The organism is Priestia sp. FW507-14D1A (assembly GCF_058781295.1).
Genome location: NZ_JBYSWQ010000003.1, coordinates 366,135 through 381,058 on the forward strand (window position 1 = coordinate 366,135; position 14,924 = coordinate 381,058).

Here is a 14,924-nt window from a genome sequence, read left to right on the forward strand (position 1 = left end):
TTATATAATAAGATATCCACGCTGGCAGCGTAGCGGTCATCCTAAGCTCAAGCAATTCAACTAAACCTCTTCTCTCCGCCCAACCACAACAACCGCTAGTCCCCAAAAGGAACTAGCGGTTATTCATAACCTCTCAGAAACCGTTCACTCTTCCACCGGCTTCTGCTCATCTGTTAATGTATCAATTTTAGTAATTTGAAGTTTGTCTTTGCCAGCAGTTTTCACATGGTAAATTCGTTCTTTTTTGAACTGCGTGCTCGCGTCATATGAATCAGTGAACGTGTACACTTCGTTTGTATAAATGCTGTAGGTTCCGTCGTCATGTGATTCTGTTTTTGTCACGAGAAACTGATCGTTAGCAAACGATACGTTTTTTCCGGCAAGTGATGTGATATAGCTTTTTAGCTGTTTATAAACTGGCTGACCCGAATCGATATAAGGTGCCATCCCACTAAAGTCTCCGCTGTTCAAGCTTGAAAAGTAAGCAGCTTTATAGGAGATAAAAAAGTTTTCAAGCTCTGTTTTGCTTACGTCAGCTGGCTTAGGTTCTTCATTTTTTAACGGCTTGGTGCTGGCCGTAGCTTGTACGTCTGCGTCTGATTCTGCCGTTTGATTGTCACGATTCATATGTACAATCGTCGGTAATAAGACAAGGACGATAGCGCCTACTACTAAAATAGGAAAAGTGCGCCGTGATGATTGCTGCTTTTTGAGCACGGGAAAGTCTGCGTAGGATGGCAGCGTAACAGGTTTTATATCTACCTTTAACCGAACTATTGGCTGTGGTATTCCCGTGCTTTTTACACTGCCAAGCGGCTGAAGTGCTAAAAATTCTTCGTATGTAACAATAAACTCGTTTACTGCTATTCCTTTGTACATGCCGTAAATTCGGTTCCACAGTTCTCGACACCGATTATCCTTTATATCTTCACTCAGTTCGTTAAAAAATGGTCGTGATTTTTTAATAAAAGCCGCTAACCACGTTTGATGAACGTCAACTTTGTGGACTGCATTTAGGTCGTTAAGTGATTGCTTTAACTTGGCGTGTTCATTTGCATCGTTTTGGCTAATGACTTCCATACTGCGTTGCGTTTCTTTCAGCACGGTAGAAAGACTCTTACTCATTTTTTCTTGTAGCGCATCAAACTGACTGCGAACATCAGGCCAGTGAAGTTCCAGTAACTGTTTTTGTGCAGTCGTGGCTTTTCGAATACTTTCATTTAGCTCATGCTGCTTTGTGCGAAAGGCGGTCGCTTTTTGTTTGGTCACTACTTTATTTTTGCTTAGCTGATGCCATTCTTGCTTTAAGCTCTTGTCTTCTTCGAGTACTGTGGTTATCGCTTGTTTTACATGTTCATGCTTTTTTTGAAAGTCAACGAAAGCTGACAAATACGTATTCCAGTTTTCCTTCATTTCTTTTAACGATGACGTGTTAGCGTGTTTTTCTGTTAGTTGAAAAAAGTCGTTTCTAAACGCTACCATATCCGCTTCAGAAAAAAGTTCTTTTCCGAAAACCTCTGTCACATTCCTATGTATGCTTGTTAACTGTTCAATCTGTCTCATATTGCTTTGACGCTTTTTTATGTACTCTGGATAATCGTTTGAAAGAAACGTTAACATCATATATTCAATGTTATTTATGTTGTACTCTGTACGTTCTTTTTCCAGTTCGTCATACACTTTCTGCAGATGACGTTCTACTATGGAGAGAAATTTTTCTTTATCCATCCCATCTACTTCTTCTTTTAGCATGTTTAAAGATTCCGTTTCTCCAATAAGAAATTCCTTTTCTTGGTATAGCTGTATCCATGCTTCTAGCAGCTGCGCTGCTGATTCATTCCAATGGCTTGTATTCATCGTTTGCTTCACCTGTTGTTTTTATTTTTATCCTTTTTTAACTATACAGGAATTTAACAAAAATTTTATTACAGTTTTATTACTCTTGAAAAATGAGGTTTAAGCTTTCTAGAGCCGCTTCTAACGTTTGTTTGTCTCCTTGATCGTAGCTGCGCGCCACAAGTACTACGGCTGTAAATACAGCTTTCCATTTTGCCAGTCTGTACGTTTCTTCGTCTACTTTTCCGTATTCTTTAAAAAAACATGCTCTTCCTTTAGGAGGTAAAAAGCTGTAGGCAATCGCTAGGTCAACTGCCGGGTGACCAATATGAACATCTCCCCAGTCAATGATGCCTGAAACCATATTGGTTTGATCAACAATCATGTTTTTAATATGAAGATCTCCGTGAACCAGTACATGTTTTTCTTGATAGTGAATTTCTTGTATGCCATTTACATAGTCTTCAAGAATCTCTTGTTTTGAATAAAGATTACGCTCCTTCATTTGCTTGACATACTTTTCTAACGCCGGCTTTCGCTTCATCATATCAAGTCGATTCAGCTCATCAAACGGCACGCCGAGCTCTTGCGCTTTTAAATGAGGATAGTAATGCACCGCGCGAAGAAATCTTGCTAGTACAGAAGCAGATTGTATGCGCTCTTCTTCTGTTAATCTTGCAGGCGGAGTTCCTTGCACGTAGTGATAGCCCGTAAAAGGCCAAGGATAGCCTCCATTCGGCTTACCTAAAAAAATGGGCTCTGCAATCGATAGAGGCAATTGAGAAGCAAGACTTGGTAAAAGCTGATTTTCTGTTTTTAATAGTCCTACTGCCAGTTCTCGTCTAGGAAACCGAAACACAAAGCGGTCGTTTACTTGATAAACCGTATTGTCAAAGCCGTAGCCAAGCAGTGAAATCGCAGCGGGCGCAAGTTCTGGAAACTGCGTCTCGATTAACGTTTTGGCAAGCGGTGCTGATACGATTTGTTCTGCATCCCATGCATTTGGCACTGTGATCACCTTTCTTTAACGTGAAGTTTGTATGTTATGTAAAAGTATATTATAAATGATTTTGACCATAAAAACCCTCTGACGCAAAGCCAGAGGGTTTCACTGAATATATAAATAAGATAGGATGCCTTAGAACGGCACACTACGCCTCTAAGTTAGTAGCCTACGGTACGTTTACTACTTAATACGTACACCAAAATACCTCATCGACCGTTTCTTCAACATGCTCCATCTTAATAAAGTTCAATAAAAGATCCGTTTGGTCATTTCCTGTATACTCATCTTGATCAACATTATAAAATTGAATAAGCTCGAGCTTGTACATACCGTTTTTAATATCAATTCTATACTTAGAACAGTTCGCATCAGGCACTAACTGATCTTCAAATTGGGCGGCCATCGTAAGGCAGTCATAATCTACGAGATAAAGCTGATGATTGGTTACATTTATATAACCTGTTGCTTTCCTAAAGTATGTATCTATATCCGACTCTGTTCCAATCTTCACTTCTACGTTCCAAGAGTGTTCAATTCCTTCTTCTGTCATTTGACATACTAGAATATTTCTCTTTTTCATTTCACTGCCGAAGTGATTCAGAAGCTGGTCTAGCTCCCAATCCTCATCGACAAATGATTGGTACTCTTTTGCGTTTGCCACTCCGATAAAATTGGTATCGCCAAAATCCATAGAAAATTTCACTTTATCTCCTCCGAACTTTTGAGTGATTTTTATGATCCATTAACATATATCCGCAAACTTCTTACACGCTTTCTCTAACTCTTCTTTTTTAGCAAGCTGACAAACCCACTCTTCAGGAATGCCATCCAGCTGATAATATGCTCCTGCCATAGTACCTGTAATAAAGCCTATTGTGTCCGTGTCTTCTCCTAAATTCACAGCAGTAAGTACAGCTTCTTCGTAGTCGTCACTTTGAAGAAAAGACCAAAGCGATGCTTCTAGCGAGCTGACGACATATCCGGTTGACCCGATTGCATTTCTCGCTGCGTGCGGCAAGCTTAGGTTTAACACTCGTTCGTACGCAGAAAACTCTGCTTCATACTCCGTACCTGTTAAATGCTTTTGGCAGAGGTTTACCGCGTTTTCATATGCTTCAAAGGGCTCGTCGCCGTGAAGGAGACGAATAAGCAGCTCCACATATATAATACAGCCAAGCGTAGAGCGCAAGTGGCGGTGCGTGACGTGCGCAATTCTTTCTATTTCTTCTTTTCTTTTTGTAAAGCTAGTTTCATCACATAGTGTAAACGCAAGCGGAGCAATACGCATAAGCGCTCCGTTTCCGTTATCGTATTCAGCGCTTCCTCCCCACTCTTCTTTAGGAAGTCCGCTTTTATAGCGGCGAATCGCTTCGCTTGTTGCAATGCCAATATCAAACATTTCCCCATACGGCGTCCAGTAGCCATCCACCCAATAGCTCTCAAATTTTCGCATTAAATCATACTCATCTTGTTTGTCTATTAAATTATCAATCAAGCACATCGTTAAAGATGTATCATCTGACCATGTTCCTTCAGGCTGGTTGTATGTACCGTAGCCGGTCATAGCCGTAATTCGAAATGAATCGCGTTTTTTAAACTCAGCTGGAACGCCTAAAGCGTCTCCCACAGCTCCTCCTAGAATTGTAGAAAGGACTTTATTATGTAGCGTCATGTGATCAACTCCTTTCTATTATTGTAATTGTTTGATTTTGGAATTTGCAAGAGATCTCTTGCCTAGACGTTTTTTCTTCTTTTTACAAAGGAATTTACAAGCCTTAATCTAATTTAGTAAGAGGTAAAAAAACATGTGAGGTGTGGTAGATGATTCATTTTTTTGAATATAATTGGCAAGTGAGAGATGAATGGTTTAGCTGGTGTTATCAACTTTCTAGAGAAGAACTGTTGAAGAAGCGGACTGGAGGAACGGGCAGCATTTTACAAACTCTGTTTCATATTATTGATGTGGAAGACAGCTGGATACGCGCCATCCAAGGTAAACCAGATATCGTTCTTTCTTTTGAAGAACACGATACGCTTGAAAAGCTTCAAGCGCTTTCTTCTGCACATAGACCCGAAATTGCCGACTTTCTAAGTCATTTGAATTTTTCCAACAAAAGGTACGTAACAGTCCCTTGGGATTCTACTTCTTACACGGAAGCTGACATTTTGCATCACATCATCATTCATGAAATCCATCACATCGGCCAGCTTTCTATTTGGGCAAGAGAGATGAATAAACAGCCTATTTCTTCTCACTATGTAGGAAGAAACATAAAAGACATTGCTTCGTACTTCTCTAAAAACAATTGACCAACAAGAACAAACGTTCTATAATTATTTTGCAAATATATGGAGGTGAAAACAATGAGACCCGAACTTACAAAAAATTTATCTATCAATGACTTTACGGACTTTTACTGGCTCAAAACCGAGCTGCAGCAATTTTGCCGTGAAAACAACATGAGCCCGTCTGGATCTAAAATGGAACTTTCAAAAAGAATTGAAGTGTTTTTAACAACCGGTGACACTCAACAATCAAAATCACCTTCTAAAAGACGTTCGTCCTCTAAAACGAAAGCTCCGCTAACATTAGATACCGTCATTGGAGAAAATCACCGCTGCAGTCAAGGAGTACGGGCTTTTTTTAAAGAAGCCATTCATCCTACGTTTCATTTTTCCACGTATATTCAAAACTACTTTAAAGAAAATGTAGGGAAAACCTATCGAGATGTGGTAAAAGCGTGGCATGAGGAAGAAAAACGAAAAAAGCAGCCTTCTTATCAAAAAGAAATTGCGCCTCAGTTTGAGTACAACCGGTTTATTCGCGATTTTTTTAAGGATCCGAAAAACAATGGAAAAAGCCGCGATGATGCAATTGCAGCGTGGAAGCATTTGAAACTTCAGCCTGGAAGCAATCAATACCGCTCTTAACTCAAACTCTACATATAAAGACCATTAAAACACCACCTCAAGAAAAGGTGGTGTTTGTGCACGCCTGTAGATTTCTTCACATACACATGTGCTGTTTGTTGCGGCGTAAAATCTTTAGCTATAAACGGACTCTTTTTTAATTAAACCAAGCGTCTGTGAAGTAGACGCATGAATTTCGTTAAAGAAGTCTGGATGATCAACTAACGACATGCCATAGGAAGGAATCATTTCTTTTATTTTTGGCTCCCACTTGTTCATGTTTTCTGGGAAGCATTTTTCTAATACTTCAAGCATAACGTGAACGGCCGTTGACGCACCAGGAGAAGCACCAAGAAGTGCAGCAACCGAACCATCAGCGGCACTTACAACTTCTGTACCAAACTGAAGCGTTCCTTTCCCACCGGCTTCCGTGTCTTTGATTACCTGCACACGTTGACCCGCTACAACAATATCCCAGTCTTCGCTTTTCGCGTTCGGGATAAACTCACGCAGTTCTTCGACACGTTTTTCATTTGATAACAGCACTTGCTGAATTAAATATTTTGTTAACGCCATTTCTTTGACGCCTGCTGCTAGCATGGTTAAAATATTATTCGGCTTTACAGAACTGATTAAGTCCAAGTTCGAACCTGTTTTTAAGAATTTCGGTGAAAAGCCGGCAAATGGACCAAACAACAGCGTCTTTTTGTTATCAATATAGCGTGTATCAAGGTGTGGAACTGACATTGGCGGAGCTCCGACTTTGGCTTTTCCGTATACTTTTCCGTGATGCTGCGCAATGACTTCAGGGTTATTGCATACCATAAATAATCCGCTTACCGGGAATCCTCCAATATGCTTGGATTCAGGAATACCTGTTTTTTGAAGCAAAGGCAAGCTTCCGCCTCCACCTCCGATAAAGATGAACTTTGCCGTGTGGTACTCAACTTTGCCGCTGTCTACATCTGCGACTTTTACTTCCCACATACCGTCACTTTTACGTTTAATATCTTTTACACTTCGTTTGTAATGAACGTGAACCCCTTTATTCTTCAGATGGTCAAACAACATGCGTGTTAAAGCACCGAAGTTTACGTCTGTTCCTGAATCAATTTTAGTTGCGGCAATTGGTTCATTTGACGTGCGCCCCTTCATGATTAACGGAATCCATTCTTTTAGTTTGTCAGGACTGTCGGAATACTCCATTCCTTGAAACAACGGATTGTTTGACAGCGCTTCAAAACGCTTTTTCAGAAACGATACATTTTTTTCCCCTTGTACCAAACTCATATGCGGAATTGGCATGATAAAGTCTTGCGGATTGCGAATCAACTTGCTGCTTACAAGATAAGACCAAAACTGTCTTGACAGCTGAAACTGCTCGTTAATTCGGATCGCTTTCGTTATATCTATAGATCCATCAGCTTTTTCTGATGTATAGTTTAGTTCGCACAGCGCAGAATGGCCCGTCCCTGCATTATTCCATTCGTTCGAGCTTTCTTCCCCTGCGTCTGCGAGTTTTTCAAATACTTTAATGTCCCATTCAGGTGCTAACTCTTTGAGTAATGATCCCAAAGTTGCGCTCATGACTCCGGCACCAATTAAGATAACGTCTGTTTTTTTCTGTACGTTGCTCATTATAACCTTCCTCATCCCCTATATTTGTAAAAAGATGTAGGCGCTCCTGCTTACGTAGTAAAAAAATTCAGGTGCGACCTAAGAACACACCTTTTTCTGTCTCACTTATAACTATATCACAGTATAATTGTCTGATGATTATAAACTATTCAAAAATGATAAAAAAGTGAGAAAATCGCCCACAAATTCCAAAAAACTTATTAAATTCCGTCTGCATTTTCTTTTATTAGTAAACTTTTATACCTACTTCTAAGTGGCAAAGCATCGATTAATAAAATAACAAACTATTCCAAAAATTCAGCTTAAAAACCAAAATAACTGCCTTGAAAATTTCACCTACTATAACTATACTCAGCCCAAAGAACAATCAGCACTATAAATAGAAAAGCCTTCATTCTTTTTGACTAGTTATACGTAGATGTATTCATATATGTATAGAGCACCGGCTCGTCCAGGTGCATTTTTAGAAAAATAAGTATATATTGCAATGGCTAATTTTCAACCCATATTGCAAGTTACAATATCTATGTCATATAACATACCATGAAATAAGTGAATAAGTAAATGATTATTCAGAAATTTATGTTATAAAACCTAACATGTATGTTGACTTTTACATAGACTATATTTGAATATTTAAAAGAAAACCCTCCAAATTTTGACGAGTGACATATTGTTATACGCTCGAGCATTTTTTTGATGAAGCATTTCCACAAAAATACCCCTTAGAGACTTTAGCAAATCAACGTGCACTTACAAAAAGCTTTTCAATCATGTAATTTACTTAAAAAATCCGTAAACGTATCTGCGATGTAAAATACATTGCTCCTTGCACGTTCTTCCACTTGTTCTTCAGTTAAACCTTTCTCTTGCATTAATACTTCTTTTTCAGGGGCATTTTCGTGTTCCCAAAATAACACAATCGGGTTGTCTATATTATTTTTATAATCTAAACAAATTAAATTTCCAGCGGGATCATTCGCAATAGGAAAAACCTTTTTCGGAAGCATAGGTTTATATAGTTCATATTTTTTAACAATGTACTCACTGCTTTTCTTATTAAAGCTAAATAAACTACCAAAACAATGCTCTACGTTGCCTACATTAAATTCTTTTGGTAATACGCTAGCACCTCCATTTATTTTTACACAATCAATATAATCTTTAGGTAAGTGGAATCCTAATTGCCTTCCACTTTCTTCAACCTCATTTTCTGATACTTCTCAATCAGCATATTCCCACTCTAAATCTTTTCTCATCTAATTCCTCCTTATAAATACGGATTATTCCATAACTCCAATCAGAAATGGATATTTAATTCTTCACGAATCGATTTTTCTAAATATTCTTCAAAGCTTCCTGCTATAACTTTTTTTCCGCCAAAGTCAAAATCAACTATGACGATTTCTTTATTAGGGTATTGAAAGCCTACTGGATTTCCCGCACTGTCTACTCCAATCACAACAAAATGCTCGATCCTTGAGGCAACATATTTCTGAACTGTAGAGATTTATCTACAAATGACGGTGTAGACACAAACTCTGCCTCTCTTAACCCTAAAACAACCGCTTCACCAATTGCCCCCGAACCATACCTCAAAAGAAACCTTTTAAAATCCTCTGGTAATTTCACTTTTAGCTTCGCTTCAGCTTGTGTCACTTCCTCACTAGTAACAGCACCGCCAAAAGCTTCAGGGTACCTTTCAAACTCTTGGTCTACTGCATTTAACAATTCAATCTTCATTTCATGCCTTCCCTTTCTATAGGTGGTAATTTAATTCTTTTTTGTACATACTTTTGTTATCTTTGTAAACGCAGGCTAGAAATTAAATCTTCTAAGGAGCTTGCAATTTCTTTCAAGCAACCTCGTTCAAAATCTTCTAATTCAATTTTGCCGCTGAGGTTATCAATCACAACTACCAAGCCATTGCCTTCTATACCTATAGGAACCTTATCAAGCTTATCGTGATTTATTTTATATCCCTTTAAGTTCCTTTCAAACGTATCCAATTCAATATTTGGTAATACAGCTTCTAGCGTGAGATAATGGCTATCCATAAAACCATCTAACTCCGCAAACCAGTAGGAATTAAAATAGCAGTCAATTGAAGAATGAAATGTAATATCAAACCTTTCTTCAAGTGGTGTTATATCGCTATGATTATTTTTTGGAACAGGGTTCCATAAAATTTCTTCGTCTTCATCCACTTCCCCTTGATAAATCATTGATTGAACATTTTCGTTGTAGGTTGTTTTAAATAGGAAATCCAAACCTTTTTCAAAATATTCTCTTCTTACCTTAAAATAGTTGCTCATAGCATCTTTCATTGCCAATAACCTCACCTTCACTTAAGACTTTTTCTAATCGTTCAGCATATGTTCGTTCTGTTTCTTTACGCCTTGTTATCTCGGATGAATTAATTCGTCTGAAAAATCCTTAAAACTATGGGCTACTTTATATGTATTTTCTTCTTCACAAGATTGGGGGAAAGAAAGAGAGTGGTCCCAGTAATACACACCGTGCCTTTCCGTATCAGTAATAAGTACAATAAGTCCCGAACCAGGATCATCTCCTATTACCAAACTACACGGCAGCATATCTTCTTCAAACTCTTCATAGCATTTAATTAAATCAAACGTTCTTGTTACACCTATCCCACACAAAACATCTAAAGGAATTTCTTGATTTAATTCTTCAACAAAAAATTTACTATATCTTACTTTCGAAGTTCCTCCGTTATATTCAACTAAAAATTTTTTATAATCTTCCGGAAGTAAAAACCCCAAAAGTTCTTCTAATTTGCCTATTGATTCTTCCGTTGCTTGACCAAAGGCATTTAAATTCATTTGATAACTATCTGGCAAGTTTACGTTGATCGTATCTTCTCTCTTTTTTATTTCATCAATACTGACTCCATCAGTCAAAAAGACAGAATCATTATATTCGTTTATAACCTCTATGTTTTTTCTTTTTTCATGTTACTTCTCCTTTCGTGCCACCTGTTACAACCATTCTTTTTTTATATGTAAAATGATCAGTCCTCATATAAACAATTAAGAAAATCGTTGAAGCTATTTGACAAAAAATATATATTTTCCATTTCTTCAGTTTCCTCACAATGATCCCAATGATAGACTTGTCCGAAATACTGTTTGCTGATCCCAATACATATTTGATTCCCGCTTGGGTCATCTGCTATTGGCATAAACCCTGCTTCTACAATTTCATCGAAAAGATCAAACTTTTTCTCTAAATTGTCATACATGGTTCCAATTCCATAAAAAATGTTTACTATACTTTCACCCAGCTTTTCAGATATCTTATAAACACTTGGATTTGGATAACCACCGTTATATTCCAGTAAAAGATCTCTATACTCTCTTGGAATTGTAATAGAATGACTATGCTCAAATCGTTCTAAATCTTCAATGGATAAACTTTCATGCATTCTTTCCATTTTCACTAAAACTCACTCCTTATTGATTAGCTTCTTCACCATTTCATTGCTATTTCTACTATATAGATAGTTTAAAATAACATTTACTAATAGGTGACTGAACGTTTAAAGGACAACGTTTTTAACCTTGTCCTTTGATTACTGATTTATTTTATTAAACTAGTGATTTAGAAAAACCGGAGCCTTAGAACCAGCACTAACAGTTTTTCAACAATAGCTTGATTTGCTGAGTTTGAGTAGCATTCACCCATTGTGGTTTCAGGCTTTAGTACACTTCACACTTCTTATGACTAAGTGATGGATTCCATTTTTTCCTCAATCCAATTCATAGCTATTTCTGCATCTTCTTGAGAAATGACTCTTTTTTGGCTTTTATGCTTATATGTTTCATAAGTCCACACCAATATAATTTTAACAAACTCAACTGTTTCTAATTTACATACTGGTTCAACCTCATCTTGCTCTTTCTTCTTTTAAGAACTCTTTTAATGCCTCTTCTGACGAAGCAATATCCTGATGAAAAGTCCCACCTAGAAATTAAAAAACAGGATCTTCTAATTTATTAGAATAACACATACGATGTATCACCTTTTACTATTAATTTACCGCCTTTTAACATTTCGAACTTGGGGTATAAATTGTACATTCAACTAAGCGCTGCAGAAAAGGCAGACTTCAGCATAGTATTAAAATCTTCAAAGGTTTCCATATGTTCACCTGAAGGTTTGTCTAATTCTACAAAACATTTTTTAGAAACATTATAACAATACCAAGCTATATCTGAATCGCCAAAGAAAATCAGCTTATCTTCATCCATAATTAACTTCCACGTTTCATTAGCATCTAAAAAACTTTCCACTTCGTTGATGGGCTTAGCTTCCAAGAAGTCTGGGTCCATTCCGTATATTATTAGTCCATTAAATTCAATTCCATTAACAGTTTTTAAAAATTCACAGTATTCCTGAGGAAGTACCTCCTCACCAAATTTCCCTTCTACATATTTACAAAAACTCGATAACTCTTTTTCACTGCTAGGTAAATTGAGTTTTTTATTCCACTTCTCTTCTAGTTGAGAAATTTGACTAACTTGATCTCTCCACACAAAATCACCTTCCCATCTATATTTAATTTATTCCTTACAAATACAGTCCTTATTGTTACTTTAGTTTTTATCACCAATTTACTGGTTTTCATAAATTTTGATTCAGATGCTGAGCTATTTTCAAATATACAATTTCTACGTTACAAAACTTGAAAAGCATTTAGCCAATCAAGGTATAAGTTTTTCATATATCTAATAAAGTATTCACACCTACATTATTTACTAATAATTCGGTTAGAGATGGTGCAATTTTCACTGCCTCCTCAATGTCAAAATCCGCGAATCTTGTATAGTATATCCCAAAACCATCTTTACCCTGTAGATAGATTAACGCACCACCTCCTTCGTCATCACCAATTGCGATTGAATTCGGGAGATATTTCTGTACTTCATAAGCTTCATTCATTTCTATGCACCCCGATGCTCCCCAAATTCGAATATACATTTGGTCGCTAACATTAATTTCAATGTCTGAAGCCAGCTGAATTATTTCTATAAATTCTGTAGGTACATCTATTGTCGAAAAGTCCTGTAGTGCTTTAATTTCTTCTTCTTTCGAAGGAGATTTTTTAGCATCAATTGTGTACATACTACTGATATTATCTAGTATATTCATTAATAATCAATCCTTTCATACTTAACACCTAGTTTATTTAGCATCTTGTATTGTTGTTCAAGAACTTGACTAGTAGTATTACGTGAAAAACCAGCTTTAGTTAAATCGTCCACCATGAATTGTAATTCTTCCTGTAATCCATGATGAGATTGTAATTTCCCACCATTTGGACCATCTCCTTTAGGTTTAGGTAAGGAATCCTTATGTGTTTTATTAAAATTAACATAATTAATTTCAGCCGTCCCCTTAGAAACAGCCGCCTTACCACCAGGCTTTTCCACCTTCTCCACAGCTTCTGACTCAACCTTAAAAACACCTTTAACCTTATGTTTGGTTACGGTCTTTTCTGCTTTGTTTACGCGTTTGTTTACGCGAAGTACGTATTCTGCTCCTTCGCTTCCGTATTTCACCGTTTTCCCTGGCACTCTCGCAAAGCTGCAATACCATTCCTGCTCCAGAAACAGAACGGTCAAAATGAGAGAGTTCATCGCCAGTAACAGGATCGTACCTACTTCCCATCCACCTTTTACATTGGAAATCAAAGGCACCATATCGAATGCAAAAGAAACAGTTCCTAGACCGTCCTTTTGTTGCTTTTGGCTTCCGCTTCATATACACTTCTTGCGATTTCAGGCTTTGTATAATTCGGATATATCTATAAGAAATACTTATTTAATTTTAATTTCACTATGTATGGAATTTAAGTAATACAGTTAATCACTATGTCAAAGAAATTAAAAAATTTATAAAAAACAAAATAAACCTTGAAAGGTAATGTAGCCCATCAAGGTATATGTTTAGAGTAACGTTTTTATTTTTTAATATTCCTTTTCCATACACTTTCTCCGTCAGTTAAAAAAACTGCACTTGGCGGATCATCATAAAGTGAAATTTCAACTAATGAACCTTTCTTTTGTATTAGCCAATTATATAAACGACTTTCCTCACTAGTAGGATGCGCTAAAATATCATTTACTTGAAATACAGCTGCATCATATTCGGTATAATTTACATCGTCGTCATCTAACCCATTATCTGTTTCAAAGACTGTATCTAGTTCACCTACAATCCTTAATCCATTTTCCCATTCTAGTATCATGTCACTATGTTCATATTTTATTAATGTTCCTATTAAAGAGTCATACCCCATATACATCCTCTTTTCTTTTGTTTTTACGGCCTTGATGGTACTATACGAGCTCCATCTTTGCCATAATGTATCAATCCATTAGTAGTCTCAAGGTATTCACCGGTATTTCGATCATAGTACTTCCCAATAGTTTTACCAAAGTCTACTCTTTCTTTTTTACCGTTTGGCAGTAGTTGACCTTTCCCTGCAAACGTATCAAGCAATTCATAAGCTGTTTTATATTTCATCATACCATATACAATGTTTACAAAACTTCTCATAATACATACCAATGCTTGTCCTTTTGTTTTTCCCTCTTTAGTTTCTTTTGATAATATAAATGAAACACTGGGTTTCTAGGTAACTTACTTCCTTTCGCTACTTGCACTTGCTGTACGGCTAAATTATAAAATAAAGCGTGTAGCGCCCTGTTTCCTTGTTTACTTTTATGTGTCTTACCTTTCCCACCAGAACCAAAGTAAACAGGTGCAATCCCCGCAAATCGTGCTAATTTATTGGCATTTGGAAATAACTTTACATCCCCAATTTCTGCAATTAATGCCGATGCCGTCACAAGTTCTATTCCCGGCATCGTCTCTAATTGATAATCTAGTAGATTTACTAGCTGTTTTAATTCCCTTTCGATGTATTTAATTTCCTTCTTTAAAAATTTAATACTTCGTGCACTTATAAAATTATAATGTGTCTACCTACTTCTATCCTAAAATGAAAAAAAGCACCTTTTGTCATTAGACAAGAAGTGCTTTTTTCTTCAGATAATATATTAATAAATATACTTAGGTTCTTTAATTCAAACTCTAATCTTCATAAATAACAGAACCCATATATTTAAGCTTCCTACCATCAAGTTTTGCTTCCTCAACAAGTTCTTCATATTCAAAATCATACAACCGAATAACAATATTGTACGGCTCTTCTAAGCTTTCACCATAAAAGTCTTCAAGTTCACTTATAAGTGAATCAGAATACGAAGCATTCTTTAGTAATTCGGACAAAGAAGATGTAGGATATTCATTGTAGGTACATTCTAATAAGTCTTGATTGTACTCAAGGAAATTTATCTGAAAATCATTCATGAAGCTCGAAGGGATTCTATCTCCCTCATCATCATATTTTATTTCTACATACTTGCTTAACAAATCCTCATCACTACAATTTCCAAACCAAAGAGAAACAGCTCCTGGGTTTTCCATCATAATCCCCCTTTTC

The 14,924-nt window shown here is 36.8% G+C and carries 18 protein-coding genes and 2 pseudogenes; 2 read left to right on the forward strand and 18 right to left on the reverse strand.

The window, feature by feature from the left end:
• Positions 1–144: 144 nt before the first annotated feature.
• From AC3WJG_RS15470 to AC3WJG_RS15485, 4 genes are all read right to left on the reverse strand, one after another.
• Complete coding sequence (locus AC3WJG_RS15470) at positions 145–1,857, reverse strand: TcaA NTF2-like domain-containing protein (protein ID WP_221841350.1); 1,713 nt, start codon at positions 1,855–1,857, stop codon at positions 145–147.
• Between the two features lie 79 nt (positions 1,858–1,936).
• Positions 1,937–2,845, reverse strand: coding sequence for a phosphotransferase (locus AC3WJG_RS15475; RefSeq protein WP_221841351.1), 909 nt, complete (start codon positions 2,843–2,845; stop codon positions 1,937–1,939).
• 181 nt (positions 2,846–3,026) lie between these two features.
• On the reverse strand, positions 3,027–3,533 hold the full coding sequence (locus AC3WJG_RS15480) for a hypothetical protein (protein ID WP_216876207.1): 507 nt from the start codon (positions 3,531–3,533) through the stop codon (positions 3,027–3,029).
• Between the two features lie 51 nt (positions 3,534–3,584).
• Positions 3,585–4,514 (reverse strand): ADP-ribosylglycohydrolase family protein, encoded by a 930-nt coding sequence (locus tag AC3WJG_RS15485; RefSeq protein WP_337134400.1) that lies wholly within the window; start codon positions 4,512–4,514, stop codon positions 3,585–3,587.
• Positions 4,515–4,663: 149 nt separating this feature from the next.
• Between AC3WJG_RS15485 and AC3WJG_RS15490 the strand changes: the two genes are divergently transcribed.
• Both AC3WJG_RS15490 and AC3WJG_RS15495 read left to right on the forward strand, forming a co-directional pair.
• On the forward strand, positions 4,664–5,152 hold the full coding sequence (locus AC3WJG_RS15490) for a DinB family protein (protein WP_025751574.1): 489 nt from the start codon (positions 4,664–4,666) through the stop codon (positions 5,150–5,152).
• A 54-nt stretch (positions 5,153–5,206) separates the two neighbouring features.
• Positions 5,207–5,773 carry a DUF6434 domain-containing protein gene (locus AC3WJG_RS15495; RefSeq protein ID WP_337134401.1) on the forward strand — a complete coding sequence of 189 codons (567 nt, stop codon included), beginning with the start codon at positions 5,207–5,209 and terminating at the stop codon, positions 5,771–5,773.
• A gap of 114 nt (positions 5,774–5,887) precedes the next feature.
• On the opposite strand, the gene AC3WJG_RS15500 is transcribed toward AC3WJG_RS15495, so the two are convergent.
• From AC3WJG_RS15500 to AC3WJG_RS15565, 14 genes and pseudogenes are all read right to left on the reverse strand, one after another.
• On the reverse strand, positions 5,888–7,390 hold the full coding sequence (locus tag AC3WJG_RS15500; protein ID WP_013083523.1) for a malate:quinone oxidoreductase: 1,503 nt from the start codon (positions 7,388–7,390) through the stop codon (positions 5,888–5,890).
• A 767-nt stretch (positions 7,391–8,157) separates the two neighbouring features.
• Positions 8,158–8,649 (reverse strand): annotated as a pseudogene (locus tag AC3WJG_RS15505) (SMI1/KNR4 family protein).
• A 41-nt stretch (positions 8,650–8,690) separates the two neighbouring features.
• The gene (locus AC3WJG_RS15510; protein WP_258006112.1) at positions 8,691–8,852 is read right to left on the reverse strand and encodes a hypothetical protein; all 162 of its coding nucleotides are present in this window, start codon (positions 8,850–8,852) and stop codon (positions 8,691–8,693) included.
• A complete protein-coding gene (locus AC3WJG_RS15515; protein ID WP_258006113.1) occupies positions 8,849–9,133 on the reverse strand; it encodes an SMI1/KNR4 family protein in 285 nt (94 codons plus the stop codon). Before AC3WJG_RS15515 ends, AC3WJG_RS15510 begins: the two co-directional genes overlap by 4 nt.
• Positions 9,134–9,189: 56 nt before the next feature.
• Positions 9,190–9,705, reverse strand: coding sequence for a SecY-interacting protein Syd (locus tag AC3WJG_RS15520; RefSeq protein ID WP_337134416.1), 516 nt, complete (start codon positions 9,703–9,705; stop codon positions 9,190–9,192).
• 87 nt (positions 9,706–9,792) lie between these two features.
• Complete coding sequence (locus AC3WJG_RS15525) at positions 9,793–10,236, reverse strand: SMI1/KNR4 family protein (protein WP_337134417.1); 444 nt, start codon at positions 10,234–10,236, stop codon at positions 9,793–9,795.
• Positions 10,237–10,424: 188 nt separating this feature from the next.
• Positions 10,425–10,847: an SMI1/KNR4 family protein gene (locus AC3WJG_RS15530; RefSeq protein ID WP_260505612.1), complete on the reverse strand. Its 423-nt coding sequence runs from the start codon at positions 10,845–10,847 to the stop codon at positions 10,425–10,427.
• Between the two features lie 646 nt (positions 10,848–11,493).
• Positions 11,494–11,949 (reverse strand): YrhA family protein, encoded by a 456-nt coding sequence (locus AC3WJG_RS15535; protein ID WP_337134402.1) that lies wholly within the window; start codon positions 11,947–11,949, stop codon positions 11,494–11,496.
• A 184-nt stretch (positions 11,950–12,133) separates the two neighbouring features.
• Entirely contained in the window at positions 12,134–12,565 is a 432-nt protein-coding gene (locus tag AC3WJG_RS15540; protein ID WP_034651277.1) for an SMI1/KNR4 family protein, read from the reverse strand.
• On the reverse strand, positions 12,565–12,846 hold the full coding sequence (locus AC3WJG_RS15545) for a hypothetical protein (protein ID WP_034655107.1): 282 nt from the start codon (positions 12,844–12,846) through the stop codon (positions 12,565–12,567). Before AC3WJG_RS15545 ends, AC3WJG_RS15540 begins: the two co-directional genes overlap by 1 nt.
• Positions 12,847–12,889: 43 nt before the next feature.
• On the reverse strand, positions 12,890–13,177 hold the full coding sequence (locus AC3WJG_RS15550) for a pre-toxin TG domain-containing protein (RefSeq protein ID WP_115648255.1): 288 nt from the start codon (positions 13,175–13,177) through the stop codon (positions 12,890–12,892).
• Positions 13,178–13,376: 199 nt separating this feature from the next.
• A complete protein-coding gene (locus tag AC3WJG_RS15555) occupies positions 13,377–13,715 on the reverse strand; it encodes a YxxD family cognate immunity protein YxxD (RefSeq protein WP_102813927.1) in 339 nt (112 codons plus the stop codon).
• A 23-nt stretch (positions 13,716–13,738) separates the two neighbouring features.
• A pseudogene (locus AC3WJG_RS15560) lies at positions 13,739–14,376 on the reverse strand (transposase); the annotation flags it as partial.
• 136 nt (positions 14,377–14,512) lie between these two features.
• The gene (locus AC3WJG_RS15565; RefSeq protein WP_033579301.1) at positions 14,513–14,908 is read right to left on the reverse strand and encodes an immunity 22 family protein; all 396 of its coding nucleotides are present in this window, start codon (positions 14,906–14,908) and stop codon (positions 14,513–14,515) included.
• Positions 14,909–14,924 lie beyond the last annotated feature (16 nt).